Below are 19,984 nucleotides of genomic sequence, written 5' to 3'. Positions count from 1 at the left end.
AAAAATCCGAGTACTTTACTGGTATCCGTCAAAACGTGACACCAGTAAAGTACTCGGATTATTTGCTTGTTTAAGATTTTTGAATTTAATTAACTTTACTTTGAGCCTTGGGACTCAAACAAAATAAGCCTATTTCAAACGTTCTACATCCCGGGCGATTTCAACTTCTTCATCGGTAGGAATATTTAAGATTGCAATCTTAGAATCGTCGGTAGAGATAATTGCTTCATCGCGTGTTTGGTTCTTCTCAGAATCAATCGTTCCGCCAAACCAGCTGATACCATCCATGATAGCCGCTCTGGTTTCTGGTGAATTCTCACCAATACCGGCAGTGAAGACAATCGCATCGACACCATTCATCACTGCAATATATTCACCAATGTATTTTTGTACCCGATTATTGAACATATCTAAAGCTAATTGTGCACGTTCATTACCCTCAGCAGCAGCTTCTTCAACGTTACGCATATCAGAAGATACCCCTGAAATCCCTAAAGTTCCAGATTTTTTATTTAGAATATTAATCATTTCATCAATCGATTTCAGATTTAATTTATCCATTAAGAAAGGAAGAATTGAAACGTCAATATCTCCTGAACGGGTTCCCATTTGGACCCCCGCTAAAGGAGTGAATCCCATAGAAGTATCAACAGATTTACCCCCATCGACGGCGGTAATTGAAGCGCCATTGCCTAAATGGCAAGTAATAATCTTCAAGTCTTCAACATTCTTACCTAACATTTCAGCAGCACGACGGGATACATAACGATGGCTGGTCCCGTGTGCTCCATATTTACGTACAGAGAAATCTGTATAATATTCATATGGTAAACTATAAAGGAAGTTTACTGGAGGAAGTGTTTTGTGGAATGAAGTGTCAAAAACAGCGACCATATGAGCCTGAGGTAATTTTTCTTTCATAATGCGGATGACCTCAGCTTCTGCTGGATTGTGAAGGGGTGCAAAATCGCCCAACGCTTCAATTTGTTCAATAACTTCTTCGTTGATTACAGTTGAATCTTTAAAGATTTCGCCACCAGCAGCCACGCGATGGCCTACACCGGTAATCTCACTTAAATCATTGACAATATGGTTCGCTTCGAGTTGTTCAAAGAGGATTTCAACAGCCCGTTTATGGTTAGGAATATCTTCAACCAATTCAAACTTTTCACCGTTAAATTTCAAGGTAAAGATTGAATCATTCAAACCGATTCGTTCAACCGCGCCTTTTGCCAGAATTTCTTCCTCAGGCATTGCATACAATTGAAATTTCAAACTAGAACTTCCTGCATTAATTGCAAATGTTTTTGACATGCATTCATTCTCCTTAATCATAATAATATAGGTATATTATACCGATAAATCCAAAAAATTTCACGAACTAAAACTAATAAAGTTATTAAGTTAGCTAATTCTTATCAACGACAAAATGAACTCTTGCTATAAAGACAGTAGGTCAAATTAGCCAGAAAAATCCTATTGAAGCGATAGCAGCTTGGACTTATTCAGATTTGCCTTTTCTGCCTCTCTATTTCATACTCTTCAAAAAAATAAGAGGCAAGGCTAGATCATCAGATCATCTAGCTTTGCCCCTTTTCAATCTATTGTTCTTACAGACTGATCTGAAACGATATCAGCCAATGCTTTAGCTTAAGCTTCTACAGGATAAACAGATACTTGAGTTTTTTTCTTACCTTTACGTTCGAAGCGAACTACGCCGTCGATTAGAGCGAATAGAGTATCGTCACCACCGCGGCCTACATTTTTACCAGCATGAACTTTAGTTCCACGTTGACGGTAAATAATTGAGCCTCCGTGAATCGCTTGACCATCAGCAGCTTTAGCGCCTAAACGTTTAGCGATGGAGTCACGACCGTTTTGAGTAGAACCTCCACCTTTTTTAGTTGCAAATAGTTGTAAATTTAACTTTAACATATCCTGGCACCTCCTTAAGGTTGAAATTTATCATAGTTAATCTTTATATATTCAGGATAATTCTCAGCAAGGACTTCAAAAGCTAGATTTAAATGCCGTAACAACAGTTGGGCTTGATCCATCTTATGCTTTTGATCGATTTCAGGTAAGGCCAATGATAGATAGCCCCCCTGTTGGTCATTAATTTCAATGTCCATCGGAATTTGTAAAATTTGATCTAGCGAATTCTCTACTGAGATTGCTTGGCTGGAAACTGCTGCACAGACGATATCCTCGCCACTATCAGCATAACCCGCATGACCCGTTATCACAACCCGTTTAATTTGCTGATTATCCCTTAATGAGAAACAAATCTTGATCATTAAGCTTTGATTGCGTTAACCGTAAGTTTAGTATAAGGTTGACGATGACCTTGTTTACGATGAGTATCTTTACGACGTTTGTATTTGAAAGTTACCACTTTCTTACCACGTCCTTGTTTCTCAACCGTAGCTTCAACAGAAGCACCTTCGACTAAAGGAGCACCAATTTTTGGCGTTTCTCCTCCTACAAAGACTACTTGATCAAAAACAACCTTGTCACCTTCAGCAACATCAAGTTTTTCGACGAAGATGGTTTGTCCTTCTTCAACTCTGATTTGCTTGCCGCCTGTTTTAATAATTGCGTACATTCACGCACCTCCTATAATATAAATTTTCGGAAAAAATTCCTACACCGAGACTCGCCATGGTAAGTGGTTCAACCAAACACTTAAAACTTAACATGAGCGGTTGCAGTTGGGTGCACAAATACAACATTAATAATATAGCAGAATACTGGCAGACGGTCAATCCTAAATGTCCAAAAAACTAAAGAAATTAACCAATTAACAAATCAGCATCTGCATATTTAATATCTGAATTCTGATGCTGACGGAGTGAAAGACTCATAAAGACCGTTAATGGACCTACCCGTCCCAAGAACATCATCATCACGATCACTGCCTGACCGAATCGATTTAACAATCCGGTCAGATTGGCACTGACTCCCACTGTACTTAAGGCACTGACCCCTTCGAAGAGTAAATCGAATGAATCTAGGCGCGGATTGGACAAGAGTAAGAGGAACCAACCAATTAATAAGGCGAAGCTATAGAAGAAGAAGACACTCATAGCTCGCCGGAAAATATCGTGGGTCAATGACCGTTTAAAGATAGTGAGATAAGTCCGTCCGGTCAATTCTGCCCTTAGATAAGTAAATAGAATGGCAAAGGTGGTCACTTTGATTCCCCCAGCAGTTCCCCCAGGACCGCCCCCAATGACCATTTGAATAATATAGATTAAATTAGTGGCTCGGTGAGTTTCTTGATAATTTAAAGAAGCAAAGCCAGCAGTCCGCATGGTCACAGTTTGAAAGAAAGAATTAACTCCTTGGTTCAATATTGACATATTACCGATCGTTTCAGGATTATTAAACTCTAATAACCAAGAAGAAATTGTACCAATTAACAAAATATAGAATGTCGTTAAAATTACCGTTCGACTGTGGATACTAATCCGACGTAAAAATAATTTTAATGACATCGGTCTGGCAGTAAAGAATTTGCGCTTCAAAATCTTCAATTCATACCAGACCGAAAAGCCAAGACCGGCAAAAACAATCGTAATCGCTATGGGTAAGAGCACGATTGGATTATCTTTGAATTGTAACAGACTGGTTGACCCTAAATTATCAAAACCAGCATTGTTAAAAGCTGAAATTGCAATATAAATACTGGAAAAAATTCCCTTAAACACACCATAAATTGGAATCAACTGGGTAGCTAGAATGACCGCGAGTCCCCCCTCAATCATAAAAGTGAATTTCAACATTGTCAGAACAAAATCCTTCAAGTCATAATTCGACTTACGGTTAATGGTGCTCTGAACCAAATATTGATTCTTCAAGGAGACATGATGCCTTAAATAATAAAAACTAATGGAGACAAAAGTCATTAAGGACAGTCCACCAATTTGCATCAGAAACATGGAGACAATCTGACCAAAAATCGTATAGGTATCTACGACAGCTACCGTCGAGAGTCCAGTTACACAGACCATAGAAGTTGCCATAAATAAATGATCGAAATAGCTGGCTTGTGAGCCTACCTGATTAGAAATAGGCAAAGATAGTAAGACACTTCCGGTGAATATTACTATAAAAAAACTAAACGCAATTTTCTTTGCTTCAGTTCCTAAGATGTTATCAATTAATTTCTTCATAGTCATCTACTTTCCTATATTAAAGCTGAGTTTATTACAGCAATTCATTCATTAAAAGCGCTAAGATACAAAATTAACCGGCAAAGCCGGTTATTAAACAATAATAAAATCTTGATAACCGAGCCAGCGAATTAATTGTTTAGTTGGGAAATAGGCAATAATAGCTAGGACGGTATTAAAAATTAAAGTCGGGGTTAATCTTCTGACCAAGAAATCAATTAATGAAATGGCTGCCACATTCATTTCTAGATAGAAGAAATATAACAAGGTATCCAGTAGCGTAATTGTAATCGCAAATAACATATAATGAATGTAAGCTTGTTTGGGAAAATACTTTTTGACTTTAAGAATCAAATAAGCACAAATAAGATAGAGAGGCGCATTTAGACCCAAAAGTGTTGTATTATACGCATCATAGAACAAACCCATAATAAAACTATTAATCAAAATATTGGCATCACGGAAATAAAAAGCAAAGGTCACGACAAAATATAAAAATAAGTGAGAGCTAATGATCTGTTGTTGGCCTAAAAAAGCTGTCGGAAAGATACCGGGTAAAGCGGCATCAATAATAATAGCTAAAAACAAAACTAAGGGAACGGTCCATTTCAAGCCTTGTCCTTTTCTCTTTGCCATTATTCTTCACCACGATTTCCAGAGCCGATAATGACAGTAACAAAGCGAATATCAGTCATCTCCCCTGCTGGCTTAATCTCTACCTCTTGGAATAGACCATAATCATCTTTCTTGGTCGAAGCCACTTCACCAATTAAGAGCGTTGAAGGGATAATTCCACCCAATCCAGAAGAAATAACGCGGTCGCCAACTTTAATCTGTGCATTAGGATCAATCTGGGTCATCTTGAAGTAACCAGTCTTAGTATCAAAACTCGATACAATCCCATTGGCCGATTTGCCATCACCAATTTGAACGCGAGCAGATACTTTGCCCGCATTCTGTTGCTGTGAAGTTAATAAAAGAACTTTTGAACTATTAGGATTGACTTCAACAATTCGTCCAATCATCCCTTTACCTGACATTACAGCCATGTCGGTCTTGACACCTTCATTCGATCCGACATTGATGACAAGGGTTTCCATCCATTGATCAGGATTACGAGTGATTACCGTGGCCGAAACAGTATCAAATTGACTTAAGACTTTCTTTAAGTCCAACTCTTGGATGAGTTTTTCATTTTCGGCTTCTAAATCTGACAAACGAACTTGTAATTGATCGACTTGATCAATACTTCGCTTTAATTGCTGATTTTCCTCAAATGTATTAATCAATGTATCAACAGAATTAACAAAGCGAACAACCACATTCACGGGTTCAGAGAAGAGTCGTCCAACCCAAGCACCCGTATCATTTACTGCTGATAGAACAACATTATTGGTCGGTGTGGTCATACTATATGCAATCAAACTTACAATCGCTATCCCAGATAGTAGCAAGCCGATGATCTTCTTATTATCAAACATCTATATACCTCTTTCTAAGCCTGATATCGTTCTGCTAAACTGGCATAGTCATGAATTCTCTTAACCAGTTCTCCCGCCCCAATTGCCACCACATCAAGCGGGTTATCCACCAGGTTGACAGGTACGCCAATCTCAGTTTGTAAACGTTCAGGAAGACGGTTCAACAGGGCGCCTCCGCCACATAAATATATGCCTTCGGCAAAGATATCTGCCGATAACTCCGGAGGTGTATGGCTGAGCACCTCTTTCATAGCAAGAACAACTTGATGAATGATTTCATCTAAAGCTGAAGCAATCAAAGATTCTTTAACCTCTATTTCGGCAGGAATTCCCGAAGCCAGTCCTTGACCTGAAATGATCATAGTCTGCTCAATTTCCTGATTCTGGTAATACGCATTTCCTAATTCTTGTTTTATCCTTTCGGCAGTTTGCTGACCAATCAAGACATTCGTCCGTTCACGAATATAAGAAATAATATTATCGTTCATTTGTTGACCCGCCACCATAAGTGTTTGATTTGCAATAATTTCCCCATAGGAAATACTAGCAATATCCGTCGTGCCAGCCCCAATATCGACAATCATATGCCCTCTAGGCTCATAAATTGCCAGGTTAGCCCCTAAGGCAGCTGCGAAAGTCTCATCAACAATCATAGCTCGATGCACACCAAGTTCACGAAGAGCATCGACCAAGGCTTTGCGTTCAACCTTACTAATCTGACCAGGCGCCCCAATCACGACTTCAGGTCGACCAATCCGGCGGATAGCCATTTTCTTAATAAAGTAGGCCAAGAGTTCCTTCGTTAAGCTGAAAGAGTGAATCGTACCGTTCTGAATCGGATGGACTAATTCAATTTTATCGGAAGTCCGGCCAAGCAAGTCTTGGGCTTCTTTGCCAAAAGCGACAATCTCTTGATTATCAGTTTTGCGAGCTAAGACAGTTGGTTCACGAAGAACAATCCCCTTATTTTCCAAATAGATTATCGTCTGAGCTGTCCCCAAATCGATTCCCATCCGTTGTTTAGAAAATATTGACATGATTCAACTCCCTCCTAATAACTATACCGTTTTATTATAACAAATCCCGAGCAAAAATTGCTAGTGGAGCCCTGACTTATTATCACAGTCTCTTATTATAAGATGAATTTTAACGAATCACAAATAATTTTTAGCATATTTTCTGGCTAAATCGTATACACCGTTAAATCGTCAGAAACTTATCGCTACGATCATGAGCCCTGCCTACAAAATATTCAATAGTAAATTAACAACCACCACTAGAAAAATTAAACCACCAAAAATTTTGATAAAATAGTGGGAATTCTTTTCTTCAGGTTTAACTTTTTTACTTTTTAAATCATTTAACTGTTCTTGAATAATATGATCCAGCTGACTTTTAGGCTTCTTCACGCTGCAAGACTCCTTTCAATCCAGTCTGGAATTCTTTGACTGAAATCTCATTGGCATGAACTCTTTGTCTGTCACGGGCTAGTTGGGCTTGTTGATCATCCTGACTTACTTGATCTAATCTTTCGATTAGTTGATCCACCTGGTCAAGTCTAAATCGATGTTGACCAGCTATATAATCACCATTATGCATGGTTTCCTCAAAAGCAAAAATCACTAAATTCTGTAAATAAGCCGTTTCAACAGCGGCTAAAATTTCATTGCCTCGATTGATATCTAAATAAATATCACCATGCTCCCATAGCTCGTTAATCTTATCCTGAGTTAGATTAGGATGGAGTTGGACATTCTCAATTTGTTCCAAGGCCATTAGTTTACTAGACATTTCGGTAATGGCTCCGATCTGGAATTCTAATTGAGGGAGAGCATGAACAATCTTATCAAGCTGTTCAATCTGATCCGAATTGGTGAAAATTAAGATGTTTTGTCCTTTTTTGACCTTGATAGCATGAGGGTAACAATAGCCTAATAAGTGAATATTCCGCTGATACGCTGGATCGACTAAAGACAAAATCTTCTGATAAGTTACAGGATTTGCTATAATAATATCGCTTTGATAGTGATTACTGGCCAGCATGGTAAGCATATTGCCCGGTAAATGGTCGCCAATCCCTTCTTGCCAGAATAAGATATTGCGCTTGGCTTGTTTTCGTGTATGGGCGACAAAGAAACAATAACTTAAACTATTAAAGATAATTTCTTCTTGATTAATTGCACATTCATCTAAGAAGAAGCGAACTAATGCAAGATAATCGTTAAATTTATAGGTTTGCCCCTGGTAATTCAAAATGACATCTTGTGTCACATGGTTGAAGACGATCACCTCGAATCCATCGAGATGATAATAAATCGTGTGAACCGGTTTTTGATCGGCATCAAAAATCATTTCACCAAACTTACGGCCAAATTTGTTATAACAATCGACTAAGCGTACATTTCCAGTCTCGTCATACCAGTCGACCCGTTTAACTAGGCGTAAGTGCAAGGGTTCAGCATAAAATATTTTGCCTCGCAAATGATGTCCCTCATGAATTTGCCCTGAGTGGTTGTCGGCCGAAATTTCCCAGAAACGAGGAACCGGTACTTCGTTAAAATAAAGAGGTCGAGCTGTACGTATCTGCTGATTCAAATTAAAGTTTTGATCAATCTCACCCATAAAATACTGATAAACAGAGAATACATTCTCCGGCAGGTAACCATCATCTTCAAGAACTAAAGTGGGATGGTTAAATCCAGCTTGCCACATACTCGTCAAGAAGATACGCGAGGCCGTTCCAAATTGATCTACAATATTAAGCATGAATAACCTCCTTGATTAAGTCTTGCCACATTCCTGCGACTCTTTCTAAGGTAAATTCTTCCGCCAACTGATAAGATCGCGCTTGCATCTGTGGTAAATCAACAGAGAACAACTGAATGATCGCTTGGCTCAACTGGTCGATAAAATATGGTCTGGATTTATCACCCAAGGCTAATAAATATCCGTTCTCCTGCGGACGAATAAAATTCTGATTACCATAACGAACATCAAACCCAATCATGGCTAAGCCTGATCCAATCGCCTCCATCAGGGTCAAGCCAAAGCCTTCAGACATGGAAGCTGAAACATAGGCTTGATAATACTGATATATGTCATTTAAATCTTGATGCCCTTTGAGATGGATATAATCTTGCCCATGCTTAGCTTTAATTAACTCTTCGAGCGAACTCCTTTCGCCACCTTCTCCATAAATATCTAGGCGAAGTTGAGGAATCTGTCGACGAGCTTGGACCACCGCTTCGATGATTAAATCAATATGTTTTTCCTTAGCAAGTCTTGAAGCTGTGATCAGAGCATAAGGTTGACGCGTATTATGATTTGATTTAATTGTCAATAAATTTCCTACCGGAATCGTGTAGATCAGCGGCTTTTTCTGATAATAATGCCAGAACTGATTGGCTAAGAGTTGACTTTGAGGCCGAGTGGCACACACGATAAAATCAACCTCTTCCACATTCATAAATTGATATTCATAATAATTATTCCATAATATTCGTTGGTCCGTTGTATTCGGTTCGCTAAAATGGTCTGCATGGACAATTACGCCAACCTTGGCCGGCCCATGATATCTAAAGATCGGTTCAGCAATATCAGCACTGCGGTCAATCAGCAAGATATCTTGTTCGGTTAACGATAAATTTAGGATAAAATAGCCCACTAATTCTGCCTTCGAATAGAAAATCTCTTGATCAATTCGATAAATTGATTTATCTTCATCAATGATTTCAGTCAAAGATATCGAGCCATCCTGATTATAAAATTGACGACAACGCACTTTAGCTTGATTATCTTTAGGAACATAATATTCACTCAAATAAAGTTGGCTGGCATAATAATCTTTTCGAATTAAACAATTTCGGGAAACGAATTCGGCCCGATCCACAATATCTTTCGTGCCCTTCTTAAGATAACAAGTCAGAAAGTCTCCCTGTTCATTAAAATAATAACGGATTATATTTGCGGCTCTTTCAAAACGAATCGGTTGTTGAACATATTGGGCCAAAACCTGATCAAGCCGGTAAGATGAGGCTTCAATCGGCAGATCTGAAAAGGCTTGATATAACCAAATCACCTGTTGGTCTTTAAACCCCATATTGCTTGTCAAGGTTTGAATATTCTCGTTTAATATTAAATCAGTGAAAATAAACTTTGCATCAACATCTAAATAATCAAAAGCTAAACTCCGATAATATTGGGCGTATTCAACCCCGGAACTGGCCCAGCCAATTCCCATATTAAAATTATAGACTGTCATAACTCCTCCTATAATTAAGCAAAATGTACAACAATCTCACCGAGTGGATTGGTATCGATATAGCTCAAACATAGATAACGAACCGCCTTCTGATAAATATAATCACACATCCATTCATAGCTTTTCAAGGCTTCAGAGTGATATTCATAGAGAATGTTTTTCTGGGCCAATTGTCGTGTACCTACAACTTGTTTAAATTGTTGTAAATAGTCTACTTGCTCAATCCAACCCACATCAATCGCTTTAAGTAGAGCCTTGCGAACGAAATCATGATATTCATGGTCAGATTTTAGGTCTTTGCGTTTCTTAGTTAACTCAGATTGAAAAATCTCGATTAAGTAATTTTTGACACTGAGCTGATCACTAAAATCAATTTCATCAGCAAGATCTAGCCATTCATAGGTTAAATGTGACGCGATAAAATTTTGAACCGTCTGCCGATTAATAACTGAATTCTCAAGGAAATTTAGAAACACCTGTTCAGCCATCGCTTGTAATTGATGAGAAGGAATCGGATGATCTTCATTTAACAAAATCTCTCGCTCTCGATAAATCATATCGCGTTGAAGCGAAAGACTTTCATCCATATACGTAGCTTGTTGACGAATTTCTTTAGCATGTGAATCACTGGCCGCTTGAGCTTGGTTGAGTAGTCGCTGATACTTTCCACGTTTAAACCGGCTCATTCGCTGAATATTTCTCGACAGAATTTTATCCGAAACCAGGCCCCATTTTTGAATCAGGTCATCTTCCAAAGAGGCAAAGAAGACACTGGCTCCTGGATCGCCTTGACGACCTGACCGGCCTCTTAATTGTAAATCTATCCGCTGAGAAACCATCTTCTCTGTGCCGATAACCAGCAAGCCTCCCAGTTCAGCGACCCCTGGTCCTAACTTAATATCAGTGCCCCGACCAGCCATCGGTGTCGCAATGGTTACGGCATCTTTGTGGCCGGCCATGGCGATGATTTCAGCTTCCTTCGCGATGTGATAGGCATTCAGGACATTATGGGGGATGCCCTTCTGTAATAAAATATTAGAATAAAGTCTCGACATGGCAACAGAGCCGACGGCTAACAGAATTGGCCGTCCGGTGTGATGTTCTTCTTCCAATAACTTGACGGAGGCCAGAATCTTCTCTTCTAAATTTGGATAGATACGATCAGGATAATCAATACGTTGAACAGGTCGATGGGTGGGAACCGCTATCACTTCCATACCATACACCTCATTAAATTCTTGTTCACTGACCTTGACCGTCCCCGACATGCCCGACATTCTATTAAATTTTTTGAATAGATTCTGATAAGTAATCGAGGCCATGGCTCGTTTCTCTTGGGTTAACTTGACTGATTCTTTGGTCTCAATGGCTTGATGTTGACCAGCCTGAAGCCGAGTCCCGGGTAAGGAACGACCAGAACTTTCATTCAATAAGGTAATTTCCCCTTGATCAATAATATATTTTCGATGCTCTTCGAATAAGTGATGGGCTTTGAGTGCTAGAAGAATATGGCGATTTAGTTCGCTATATTTACTTTGATATAAATTATCGATTTGAAAATATTCTTCGGCTTGTTGAATTCCCCGACCCGTCAACCATACGGATTCCCGTTCTTCATCTAAGCGAAAATCTGGACCTTCTTCTAACATTCTGACAAATTGATCCGAGAGTTGATATAAGTTGGATTGAACCCTAGGGGAACCCGAAATAATTAAAGGCATCTGAGCAGAATCCAAAAGAACCGAATCGATTTCATCGATGATGACAAAAATTTAAGGGACGCATGTATTGATCTTCTTGTTCACTGGCTAAATTCTCGATTAAATAGTCGAAACCTAAGGTACTGTATGTTGTATAGACGACATCAGCGCTATAAATATTCTTCTTTTGAACAGCGGTAAAATCAGGTTCTTTGCTATCTTCTTTCACACCGATAGCTGTCGTTAACCCCAGCCATCGAAAGACGGGACTCATTTCCTTGCCATCACGCACGGCCAAATATTCATTGGCCGTAACTAATATGGCCCCCTTGCCAGATAAGGCATGGAGATAAAGTGGGAATAAAGCTGTCAAAGTCTTGCCCTCACCGGTTAACATTTCTGCTACTTGACCTTGGTGCATGACGATGCCACCTAAAATTTGTTCATCATAAGCAAACATCCCCAATATACGATAAGCCGCTTCGCGCATTGTTGCAAAGGCTTCAGGTAATAAATCATCTAAGCTCTCGCCCGCTTGAATCCTTGCTTGGTAATCTTTAGTCTGTTGCTGAAGCTCTGTATCTGAACAATCCCGCATCTTTTTTTGCCAGCGGTTCACTTGCTTTAATCTGCGCCTAACTTTCTGTAAGCGAAAATAATTAAAACTCAATATATTTTGATTTCTAGCCATGATTCGCCTCATCCTCTAACATAAAGATTAAATTCACTGAATAATCAAGCAAGCGACTAAAAACATATTGTTTGGAAATCGATGTTTGTCCTTGATAACCAAAGAAATGTGCAAACTGATAGCTCTTTTGAATATGGTCAAAGTCAGGTTTAGGGTGATGGTGTATTTGCTGGTATAAATTAGCATTTTCTTGCCAAGAAAAGCGGTCAAAACTAATTTCTAATCCATCATGCTCAATCATCGTCGCATAATAAACTGCCAACCAATTACTATAAGGTCCATAACCCACAAATCGAAGCTTAGCTTGATGTTGCCGGATAAATAAAACCAATTTCATCAAGTGCTCAAACATCTGATCACTGTACCATTGATTTTCTGAGAAAGACAGTCCTATCCCATTGATTGATTTGATCATAATTGGATGAATCGACTTCTGATTCACTGAATGAGACGGTTCTAGAAAGATTAGACGCACAGGTCGCTGCCATTCTATGTCATCAAACCTTTCTCCAAAGCCGGTCAATTCTTGATCGAGTGACCAGAATTGATTAGTTTGCTTCATTACTGAGTCTGTTGTTTCGATCCACAAATAATGAAACTCTAATCGCTGCAAACCCGCTGCTAATAAGTCTATCTGATAAAAACTGGCTTGTTCTGGATAAGTAAATTCCGATGAATCTTGACGTAAATAGCTTTCTTCAATGAGGTCACCGCTCATATCGAAGAATTTCAGGCGAAGATAAGCACTATGATTTGGTTGGCTTTGAGCTTGTAAACCTATTCGATAAAGTTGACCAGGAATTAATAAAGGCAAGCTGGCAACCTTTTTATCAACATAATAGGTCGAGGAAGAATGCCATTGATGAATGGCTATCCCTGAAGGTAAATTAGTATTCTGGAAGATAACCTTGTTCTCTGCCACATACTGAATTTGACTGCCATATAATAAAGAAGATCGATGCAAACTCCCCCAAGGAATCTGTACCCTAGTCATCTGCCTCCTCCTCTCTAAAATCATTAGCGAGTATACGCCGGTATTGGCTAATAAACCATTCAAAGATACCAGGAGAATCATCATTATGCCGTCCTTCTAACGCTTTGGTGATGATATGGCTTCCCTGTTTAGATAGATGGGCCAACAATTGGTTTCGGGCCTGATTATCATAATCATCTTGTAACATATAAGCGATGGCAACGATTGTCTGGCTCAATTGCGCCTGATCTAATTTCTCAAACAATTTCTGATCTAAATCTGGATCTAACTCGTCAGCAATGAAGTCTTGATTTCTTTGCACAATATCCAGAATCGTAAGAAAGTCATTGGGTCTTTCTAAAGCCGTGCGCCGAGCTATTAGATCAATATGCACTAAAGGTTTCCCAATAATAATCGCGTGTGGTTGAAGTTGACAACCATAATAAAGGGCAGCGAACGTTCCCATCGATAATCCAGAAAGAATTAGATCATTGGCTTTGAAGCCTAATTGATTGAGCTGGCCTTGAATGACTTGCAAGATAGCTTGTTCATAATCTGAACAGCCAAGGTAGAAAGCCCCCCCTTCAACCCTTGGATCACTGAAAAGAATAAAAGGATGCTCTAAATCTTTCATCATAAAGTAACCTTCAAAACCCTCCTGAGGCCGGTATCCAGAGAAATAAACATTTAAAGGAGGTTTTAGGTTTCCAGGAGAAAAGTAATAAAAAAATTCACTTCGGTCTTTTGCCACAAACCGCTGACCTCCTGGAATAAAAGCATAACCATTCTCTAAACTATGACGCCAGTGGAGGACACCCAAGCAGAGGTCGCCCTGCCCTTGACCCCATAAATTCACCGTAAGATAGGTTCCGTCTTGATATCGTTTGCTCTCGACGATGAGAGGATCTCGACCTGAAAGAGCTAAATTAATTTCTTGTAAGAGATGGCCATATTGATCCCATTCATAAACTTTCAGTTGAAGAGATAAGCCAGCAGGTCCAATATACTCTAGCCAAAATTCTAAGTTACGATTGGGATCTTTATAGATTGTTTGTTTCCACCCTGCAATCTGTACATAATCTTTGGTTTGAATCCCTGAGATATTGATGTAATTATTGCCATAGTAAACTTTGCTACCCACCAACTGCTCATTAAAGAAGATGGTATTCATTTTTAATTTTTCACCGTATGGACGGGGAAAATAAGAGTGAACGATTTGCTCGATTAAGGTATCCTTAGCGCGAAAATCCTCAATACGTGCCTGCATTTTCTGGCAAAAAAGCTGACCAGCTATCGATAGATCACTAACAATTTGCCGATCTATCCAAACTCGGTAAGGACTGGCTAACAAGGGTAAGATGGCAAAAGTCTGATCTTCAAGAGCTTCTTCAAGAATAATTAAATCAAACTGGCGATCCTCGGCCACTAAATTGGTCAAATCATCTGAACCACATTGGGTCCATTTTAATACTTCTTGATAAGATATCGGGACAGACCAAATTCCCTCGCCAATCTGTAATACGTTAATGGGTGTAATCATAGAAATACTCCTCGAATTTCTGCTTTAAGGCTGGGACAAGCTGATGACTGCCGTAGGTCTCAATCAAGCGGACATTATAGATTAAAGCTTGGTTCCATTTCTCTAAGTCATCCGTAAAATAACTAATTGCCCGAGGAAGCTGACCTAGATCATCAATGAGATAGCCATTTTTACCATGATGGACAAATTCGCTAGACTGTCGATTCACCTGAGGAATTCCCACGCTGATAGCGGCCATTTGGGCATAAGCTTGGGGCACCGTTCCGACATCAATCATCATGCGCGCTGTAGCCATTAATTTCATAAAGACAGCGTCATCCCTGATCTCATGCCAATGAATGATTTCTTCACTTTCTTCTAAGACCAGTTCGTTAATTTCCTGCTCCGCTGAATGCTCTGCTTGCCATTGATTTATGAGTTGCTTGAACTTAGGCTTCGTTGAAAAGCTAATAAAATTTAATACATATTTCTCATCAGGTAACCACGTTTTGAGCAATCGAATCATTTCTTGAACGGCTTGTTCAGGCATATTATCAACAATAACAATGATCTCGTTTTCTCTGATTTGTGAGCTCTTTCCTAATTCAAAACGACTATCAAAAGCTGGGATGACTAAGCATTCATTGGTCGAGTCAGCTTGTGCTAACTGAGAAAACTCTGCTTCTAATTGCGATTTTAGCGACTGATTATCAACTAGGAACAAGATTTTATGATTTCCGGCTATGTCAGACAAATCTTTAATCGCCTGCCTATCAAAAGATGAAAAAGCGAAAACGAGTTTACGGTGCTGAGAGAATGGGATAAACAAATCATTGTGAGCCTGATGTGAACTAACAATCAATATATCTTCGACACTAAACGCTTCAGCCATAACATAATCTAAATAGTCTGCTAATAAATCTTTCAAGTGTGCATAGTGTCGATGAAACCCTAATGGCAAATAAGGCTTAGTCAATTCACAAGAATCATTCTCTAGATGATGAACGAGAACTTCTTTACCGGCATGATCAACGTAGACACGTCGAATTGCTTCTCCCGCTCGATAGTCCTCAGTCATTGAGTAATAACCACGATCATCCAGATAAACTCTCTGCTCTAGATTTCCCTGACTAAAAAAATCAATATAAATGATGGTGCCTTGATGACTAAAATTGACTTGAGCATAAATCTGTCCGCAAGACTTAATTAAGAGATGATAAGGTGTATAAATTAGTTCTGATTCTGGAGGCCATGACAAGTCTTCAAGCTGAATCGGCTGACTCAATCGATCTTCAAATCCTTGTAACCAATCAAAGAATGATATATATTTGACCCCAGTCATACGGTAATTATTCAAGGACAATCGTAAGTGTGGCGCATAATTCAGTATTAACAGTAAAGTGTCCTCCCCTAACTGATGAAACATCTGGGCACGACCTAAAACAGAGTCAAAGATCATACTATTATTTGGCTCAAAATGAGGCAAACTCGGTGAATGCCAAGGATTTTCTTGATCAGGTGCCGGTACAAAGATATACATATTATCCCTCTTTTATAATTTAGAAAAAGTAAATAAAGGCTGGTATAAATTGGACATTTGATATAATTCGTATTCTTGGATTAAATTGAATAATATTGAAACTAAAATTAATAGCGAACCAGGCAACATGGTAAAATTCAATAAGTCAGGATTCTCCAGCGAAATCAATAAAGGCAGTCCTGATATCAAAATGAGCAATACACTACCAATCAGGGAATACTTAAGCAATCGCTTAGATAAAAATTGATAAGTCATTCGACCCGGTTTGATATCCAATAGATAATCACCATTTTTTTGCAATGATTCAACTAAATCTGACAGATTATAATTCAGAAACGAAAATCCCATTGAAAGAATAAATAACAGTAATAGGTAGACTACAATTCCTAACGGTTTTGTTAAACGCATCTGTTCCATCGCATATTGCAACCCTTGATTTTTGGGGAAAATATAATTCAGGATGGTTAATAAATATTGGGGAATCATGAAGAAAGATATCGAAAACATAATCGGCATGGCTCCCGCTGTATTCAACTTAATTGGAATATAGGCTCGCTGGGCATATTTATTATTTATCATTGGCCTTTTTAATGGATATCTGCGTTCAATTAAATGAATAAAAATCCAGACAGGAAAAAGTAAGGTTAACAAAAGAGCTATCAGAATTATTGAAACTTGAAAATATAAGTCCTGTGATGTAGAGACTTGCACCAACATATGAAAAATATTATTTGCAAATCTAACTATGACATTGACTCCAATTAAACTTGAAATACCACCAAAGCCATATTCTGTATTGATATTAGCCAACCAGACTAAGAGAAAGGTACCACTAGTTAGAACAATGACTAGGATCAATAAAGTACAAATCGATGGATAATCAGTATCAATCAATAGTTTATTTTTTTCAATCATGATATATACACCGACCGATTGAAACGTTGAAATCAGCAAACAAATGATATATTTAATTAAATCAATTTTATCTTTTGGATATCTTTTTAATTGATTCTTTTTATTCTGTGAGTAGATTTGCCATAATATCATGGCCGTCATCCAAGGAGCTAATCCCACCGAAAACAAGGAATAATTATCCATATTCCCCCCGGTTAATATTACAAATATAGAGAAAATATCATTATTGGCATTATTCTGATTCAGCTGTTGAACATCTAACAAAGGCAAGGGAATTTTTTGGCCTAGGCGGTAGATCATAACAATGGTCAATAAACAAATAAATCTCTTTTTTAAAGCTGAATTCAAAGTTATTTGGTTCTTTTTCATAGCAAACATTCATTCCAATCATAATAAACACAAAGAGACTGTCTTATTAATTAAGATAGTCTCTTCGTGTATTTATTAAAGCTTAATGACTAACGTTGTCCTTCTTCACCACGATTTAAATCTTTCCTTTTCTTTGAGAGAAGTGCATAAGATCCTAATCCAGTCAATATTGCTCCGTAAAGTCCTAAGTTTCCATTATCTTCACCCGTATATGGTAAGGCCATACCTTGGTATTCCACTGATGGTAAAGAATTGGATTCAAAGTAGCTATTTGAGGTGGAGTCGATCAGACTAGCTGACTCACTTAGAGATTGAGAATCAGAGAGACTCGCTGATTCTGTATTAGATTCGCTAGGCAGCTCAGAGGTTGAGCTACTGATTGATTCGCTTGGTTTAACGGAATTAGACTCATTAAGTGACAGGCTTATTGAAGCAGAATCACTGAGAGATACGGAAAGCGAATTGCTGGCTGATAAACTTAGCGATGCTGATTCACTCATTGATGGGTTCGGATTATCTGAAACTGAATTACTTAAGGACGCTGAGATTGACGCACTCATGGATTCAGATTCAGATAGGCTTACTGACTGACTATTTGATTCACTTGGTGTAGTAGAAGCCGATTGACTTAACGATGTACTGATAGACTCAGACAGGCTCATTGACGCTGATGCACTCGCGATTTCTGAGGCGATCAAGCTGTTTGATTCAGAGATGCTCGCTGACTCGGAGGCTATCACGCTATTAGACAATGAGGTGCTGGCTGATTCAGAAGCTACGACACTGTTTGATAATGAGGTGCTCACTGACTCAGATGCGACTACACTATTGGATAGTGAAATGCTCGCTGAGTCTGATAGGCTCGTTGATGTCGAAGCTGAGATTGATGTGCTTAACGATTCAGAATTTTCAATCGAAGTACTTAAGTATTCTGAAGCCACCACACTATTGGATAATGAGATACTTAGTGATTCAGAGGCGACAACACTATTAGATAGTGAAGTGCTAGCTGACTCAGACGCAACTACACTATTAGATAATGAGGTGCTCGCTGACTCAGATGCGACTACACTGTTAGATAGTGAAGTGCTAGCTGACTCAGACGCAACTACACTATTAGATAATGAGGTGCTCGCTGATTCAGAGACAACTACACTATTAGATAGTGAGGTGCTGGCTGATTCTGACAAGCTCGTTGATGTCGAATAAGAGATTGACGTACTTAACGATTCAGAGTCGGACACTGAAGTACTTAATGATTCAGAGTCGGAGAGTGAGGTACTCAACGATTCTGAATCTGAGATGGACGTACTCAACGATTCAGAGTTAGATACTGAGGTACTTATTGATTCAGAGTCGGAGAGTGAGGTACTCAACGATTCTGAATCTGATACTGAAGTACTTAATGATTCAGAGTCGGAGATGGATGTACTCAATGATTCAGAGTCAGAAATTGACGTACTTAACGATTCAGAGTCGGACACTGAAGTACTTATTGATTCAGAGTCGGAGAGTGAGGTACTCAACGATTCTGAATCTGATACTGAAGTACTTAATGATTCAGAGTCGGAGATGGATGTACTCAATGATTCAGAGTCAGAAATTGACGTACTTAACGATTCAGAGTCGGACACTGAAGTACTTACTGATTCAGAGTCGGAGATTGATGTACTTAATGATTCAGAGTCTGAGATTGACGTACTTAATGATTCAGAGTCGGATACTGAAGTACTTACTGATTCAGAGTCGGAAATCGATGTGCTCAACGATTCAGAATCCGATACTGAGGTACTTAATGATTCAGAGTCGGAAATCGATGTGCTCAACGATTCAGAATCCGATACTGAGGTACTTAATGATTCAGAGTCGGATACTGAAGTACTTAACGATTCAGAGTCGGACACTGAAGTACTTAATGATTCAGAGTCGGACACTGAAGTACTTAATGATTCAGAATCTGAGATGGACGTACTCAACGATTCAGAGTCGGACACTGAAGTACTTACTGATTCAGAGTCGGAAATCGATGTGCTCAACGATTCAGAATCCGATACTGAGGTACTTAATGATTCAGAGTCGGAAATCGATGTGCTCAACGATTCAGAATCCGATACTGAGGTACTTAATGATTCAGAGTCAGAAATTGACGTACTCAACGATTCAGAGTCGGATACTGAAGTACTTAATGATTCAGAGCTAGATACTGAGGTACTTATTGATTCAGAGTCAGATACTGAGGTACTTAATGATTCAGAATCGGATACTGAAGTACTTAATGATTCAGAATCGGATACTGAAGTACTTAATGATTCAGAATCTGAGATTGATGTACTCAATGATTCGGAATCCGATATTGAAGT

Annotated in this window: 17 protein-coding genes, 2 pseudogenes and 1 other annotated feature; of the genes and pseudogenes, 2 read left to right on the top strand and 17 right to left on the bottom strand. The window is 38.8% G+C overall.

Going from position 1 to position 19,984, the window contains the following annotated elements:
• Positions 1-129: 129 nt before the first annotated feature.
• The 17 genes and pseudogenes from BMX34_RS00085 to BMX34_RS09915 form a co-directional block, all read right to left on the bottom strand.
• Entirely contained in the window at positions 130-1,314 is a 1,185-nt protein-coding gene (locus tag BMX34_RS00085; RefSeq protein ID WP_092569520.1) for an acetate/propionate family kinase, read from the bottom strand.
• Between the two features lie 336 nt (positions 1,315-1,650).
• On the bottom strand, positions 1,651-1,935 hold the full coding sequence (rpmA, locus tag BMX34_RS00080; protein ID WP_092569518.1) for a 50S ribosomal protein L27: 285 nt from the start codon (positions 1,933-1,935) through the stop codon (positions 1,651-1,653).
• Between the two features lie 14 nt (positions 1,936-1,949).
• Positions 1,950-2,297, bottom strand: coding sequence for a ribosomal-processing cysteine protease Prp (locus tag BMX34_RS00075; protein WP_092569516.1), 348 nt, complete (start codon positions 2,295-2,297; stop codon positions 1,950-1,952).
• Positions 2,297-2,605 carry a 50S ribosomal protein L21 gene (rplU, locus tag BMX34_RS00070; RefSeq protein ID WP_092569514.1) on the bottom strand — a complete coding sequence of 103 codons (309 nt, stop codon included), beginning with the start codon at positions 2,603-2,605 and terminating at the stop codon, positions 2,297-2,299. Before rplU ends, BMX34_RS00075 begins: the two co-directional genes overlap by 1 nt.
• Positions 2,606-2,642: 37 nt before the next feature.
• Positions 2,643-2,717 (bottom strand) — a sequence feature (ribosomal protein L21 leader region).
• Between the two features lie 75 nt (positions 2,718-2,792).
• Positions 2,793-4,175 carry a TrkH family potassium uptake protein gene (locus tag BMX34_RS00065; protein WP_159428796.1) on the bottom strand — a complete coding sequence of 461 codons (1,383 nt, stop codon included), beginning with the start codon at positions 4,173-4,175 and terminating at the stop codon, positions 2,793-2,795.
• 93 nt (positions 4,176-4,268) lie between these two features.
• Positions 4,269-4,811 (bottom strand): rod shape-determining protein MreD, encoded by a 543-nt coding sequence (mreD, locus tag BMX34_RS00060; protein ID WP_092569510.1) that lies wholly within the window; start codon positions 4,809-4,811, stop codon positions 4,269-4,271.
• Entirely contained in the window at positions 4,811-5,656 is an 846-nt protein-coding gene (mreC, locus tag BMX34_RS00055) for a rod shape-determining protein MreC (RefSeq protein ID WP_092569508.1), read from the bottom strand. The genes mreD and mreC overlap by 1 nt, the downstream gene beginning before the upstream one ends.
• Positions 5,657-5,670: 14 nt before the next feature.
• Complete coding sequence (gene mreB, locus BMX34_RS00050; RefSeq protein ID WP_092569506.1) at positions 5,671-6,693, bottom strand: rod shape-determining protein; 1,023 nt, start codon at positions 6,691-6,693, stop codon at positions 5,671-5,673.
• Between the two features lie 204 nt (positions 6,694-6,897).
• The gene (locus tag BMX34_RS09680) at positions 6,898-7,065 is read right to left on the bottom strand and encodes a hypothetical protein (RefSeq protein WP_159428795.1); all 168 of its coding nucleotides are present in this window, start codon (positions 7,063-7,065) and stop codon (positions 6,898-6,900) included.
• Positions 7,052-8,422: an accessory Sec system glycosylation chaperone GtfB gene (gtfB, locus tag BMX34_RS00045; RefSeq protein ID WP_092569504.1), complete on the bottom strand. Its 1,371-nt coding sequence runs from the start codon at positions 8,420-8,422 to the stop codon at positions 7,052-7,054. Before gtfB ends, BMX34_RS09680 begins: the two co-directional genes overlap by 14 nt.
• On the bottom strand, positions 8,415-9,917 hold the full coding sequence (gene gtfA, locus BMX34_RS00040) for an accessory Sec system glycosyltransferase GtfA (RefSeq protein WP_092569502.1): 1,503 nt from the start codon (positions 9,915-9,917) through the stop codon (positions 8,415-8,417). Before gtfA ends, gtfB begins: the two co-directional genes overlap by 8 nt.
• Before the next feature lie 14 nt (positions 9,918-9,931).
• Positions 9,932-12,308: pseudogene (gene secA2 / locus BMX34_RS00035) on the bottom strand (accessory Sec system translocase SecA2).
• Positions 12,301-13,302 (bottom strand): accessory Sec system protein Asp3, encoded by a 1,002-nt coding sequence (gene asp3, locus BMX34_RS00030; RefSeq protein ID WP_159428794.1) that lies wholly within the window; start codon positions 13,300-13,302, stop codon positions 12,301-12,303. The pseudogene secA2 and the gene asp3 overlap by 8 nt, the downstream one beginning before the upstream one ends.
• On the bottom strand, positions 13,295-14,821 hold the full coding sequence (gene asp2, locus BMX34_RS00025) for an accessory Sec system protein Asp2 (RefSeq protein WP_092569493.1): 1,527 nt from the start codon (positions 14,819-14,821) through the stop codon (positions 13,295-13,297). The genes asp3 and asp2 overlap by 8 nt, the downstream gene beginning before the upstream one ends.
• The gene (asp1, locus tag BMX34_RS00020; RefSeq protein WP_092569491.1) at positions 14,805-16,340 is read right to left on the bottom strand and encodes an accessory Sec system protein Asp1; all 1,536 of its coding nucleotides are present in this window, start codon (positions 16,338-16,340) and stop codon (positions 14,805-14,807) included. Before asp1 ends, asp2 begins: the two co-directional genes overlap by 17 nt.
• Positions 16,341-16,352: 12 nt before the next feature.
• A complete protein-coding gene (secY2, locus tag BMX34_RS00015) occupies positions 16,353-17,624 on the bottom strand; it encodes an accessory Sec system protein translocase subunit SecY2 (RefSeq protein ID WP_159428793.1) in 1,272 nt (423 codons plus the stop codon).
• A gap of 89 nt (positions 17,625-17,713) precedes the next feature.
• Positions 17,714-18,286 (bottom strand): LPXTG cell wall anchor domain-containing protein, encoded by a 573-nt coding sequence (locus BMX34_RS09915; RefSeq protein ID WP_143440711.1) that lies wholly within the window; start codon positions 18,284-18,286, stop codon positions 17,714-17,716.
• 136 nt (positions 18,287-18,422) lie between these two features.
• Here BMX34_RS09915 and BMX34_RS09910 point away from each other — a divergent pair, with 136 nt between their 5' ends.
• Positions 18,423-18,833 (top strand): hypothetical protein, encoded by a 411-nt coding sequence (locus BMX34_RS09910; RefSeq protein ID WP_143440710.1) that lies wholly within the window; start codon positions 18,423-18,425, stop codon positions 18,831-18,833.
• A 93-nt stretch (positions 18,834-18,926) separates the two neighbouring features.
• A pseudogene (locus BMX34_RS09905) lies at positions 18,927-19,984 on the top strand (hypothetical protein); the annotation flags it as partial.

Source organism: Ignavigranum ruoffiae, assembly GCF_900110675.1.
GTDB classification, from domain to species: Bacteria; Bacillota; Bacilli; order Lactobacillales; family Aerococcaceae; genus Ignavigranum; species Ignavigranum ruoffiae.
Note: the sequence above shows the minus strand (reverse complement) of the source record. Positions and strands in the feature narration are given on the sequence as shown.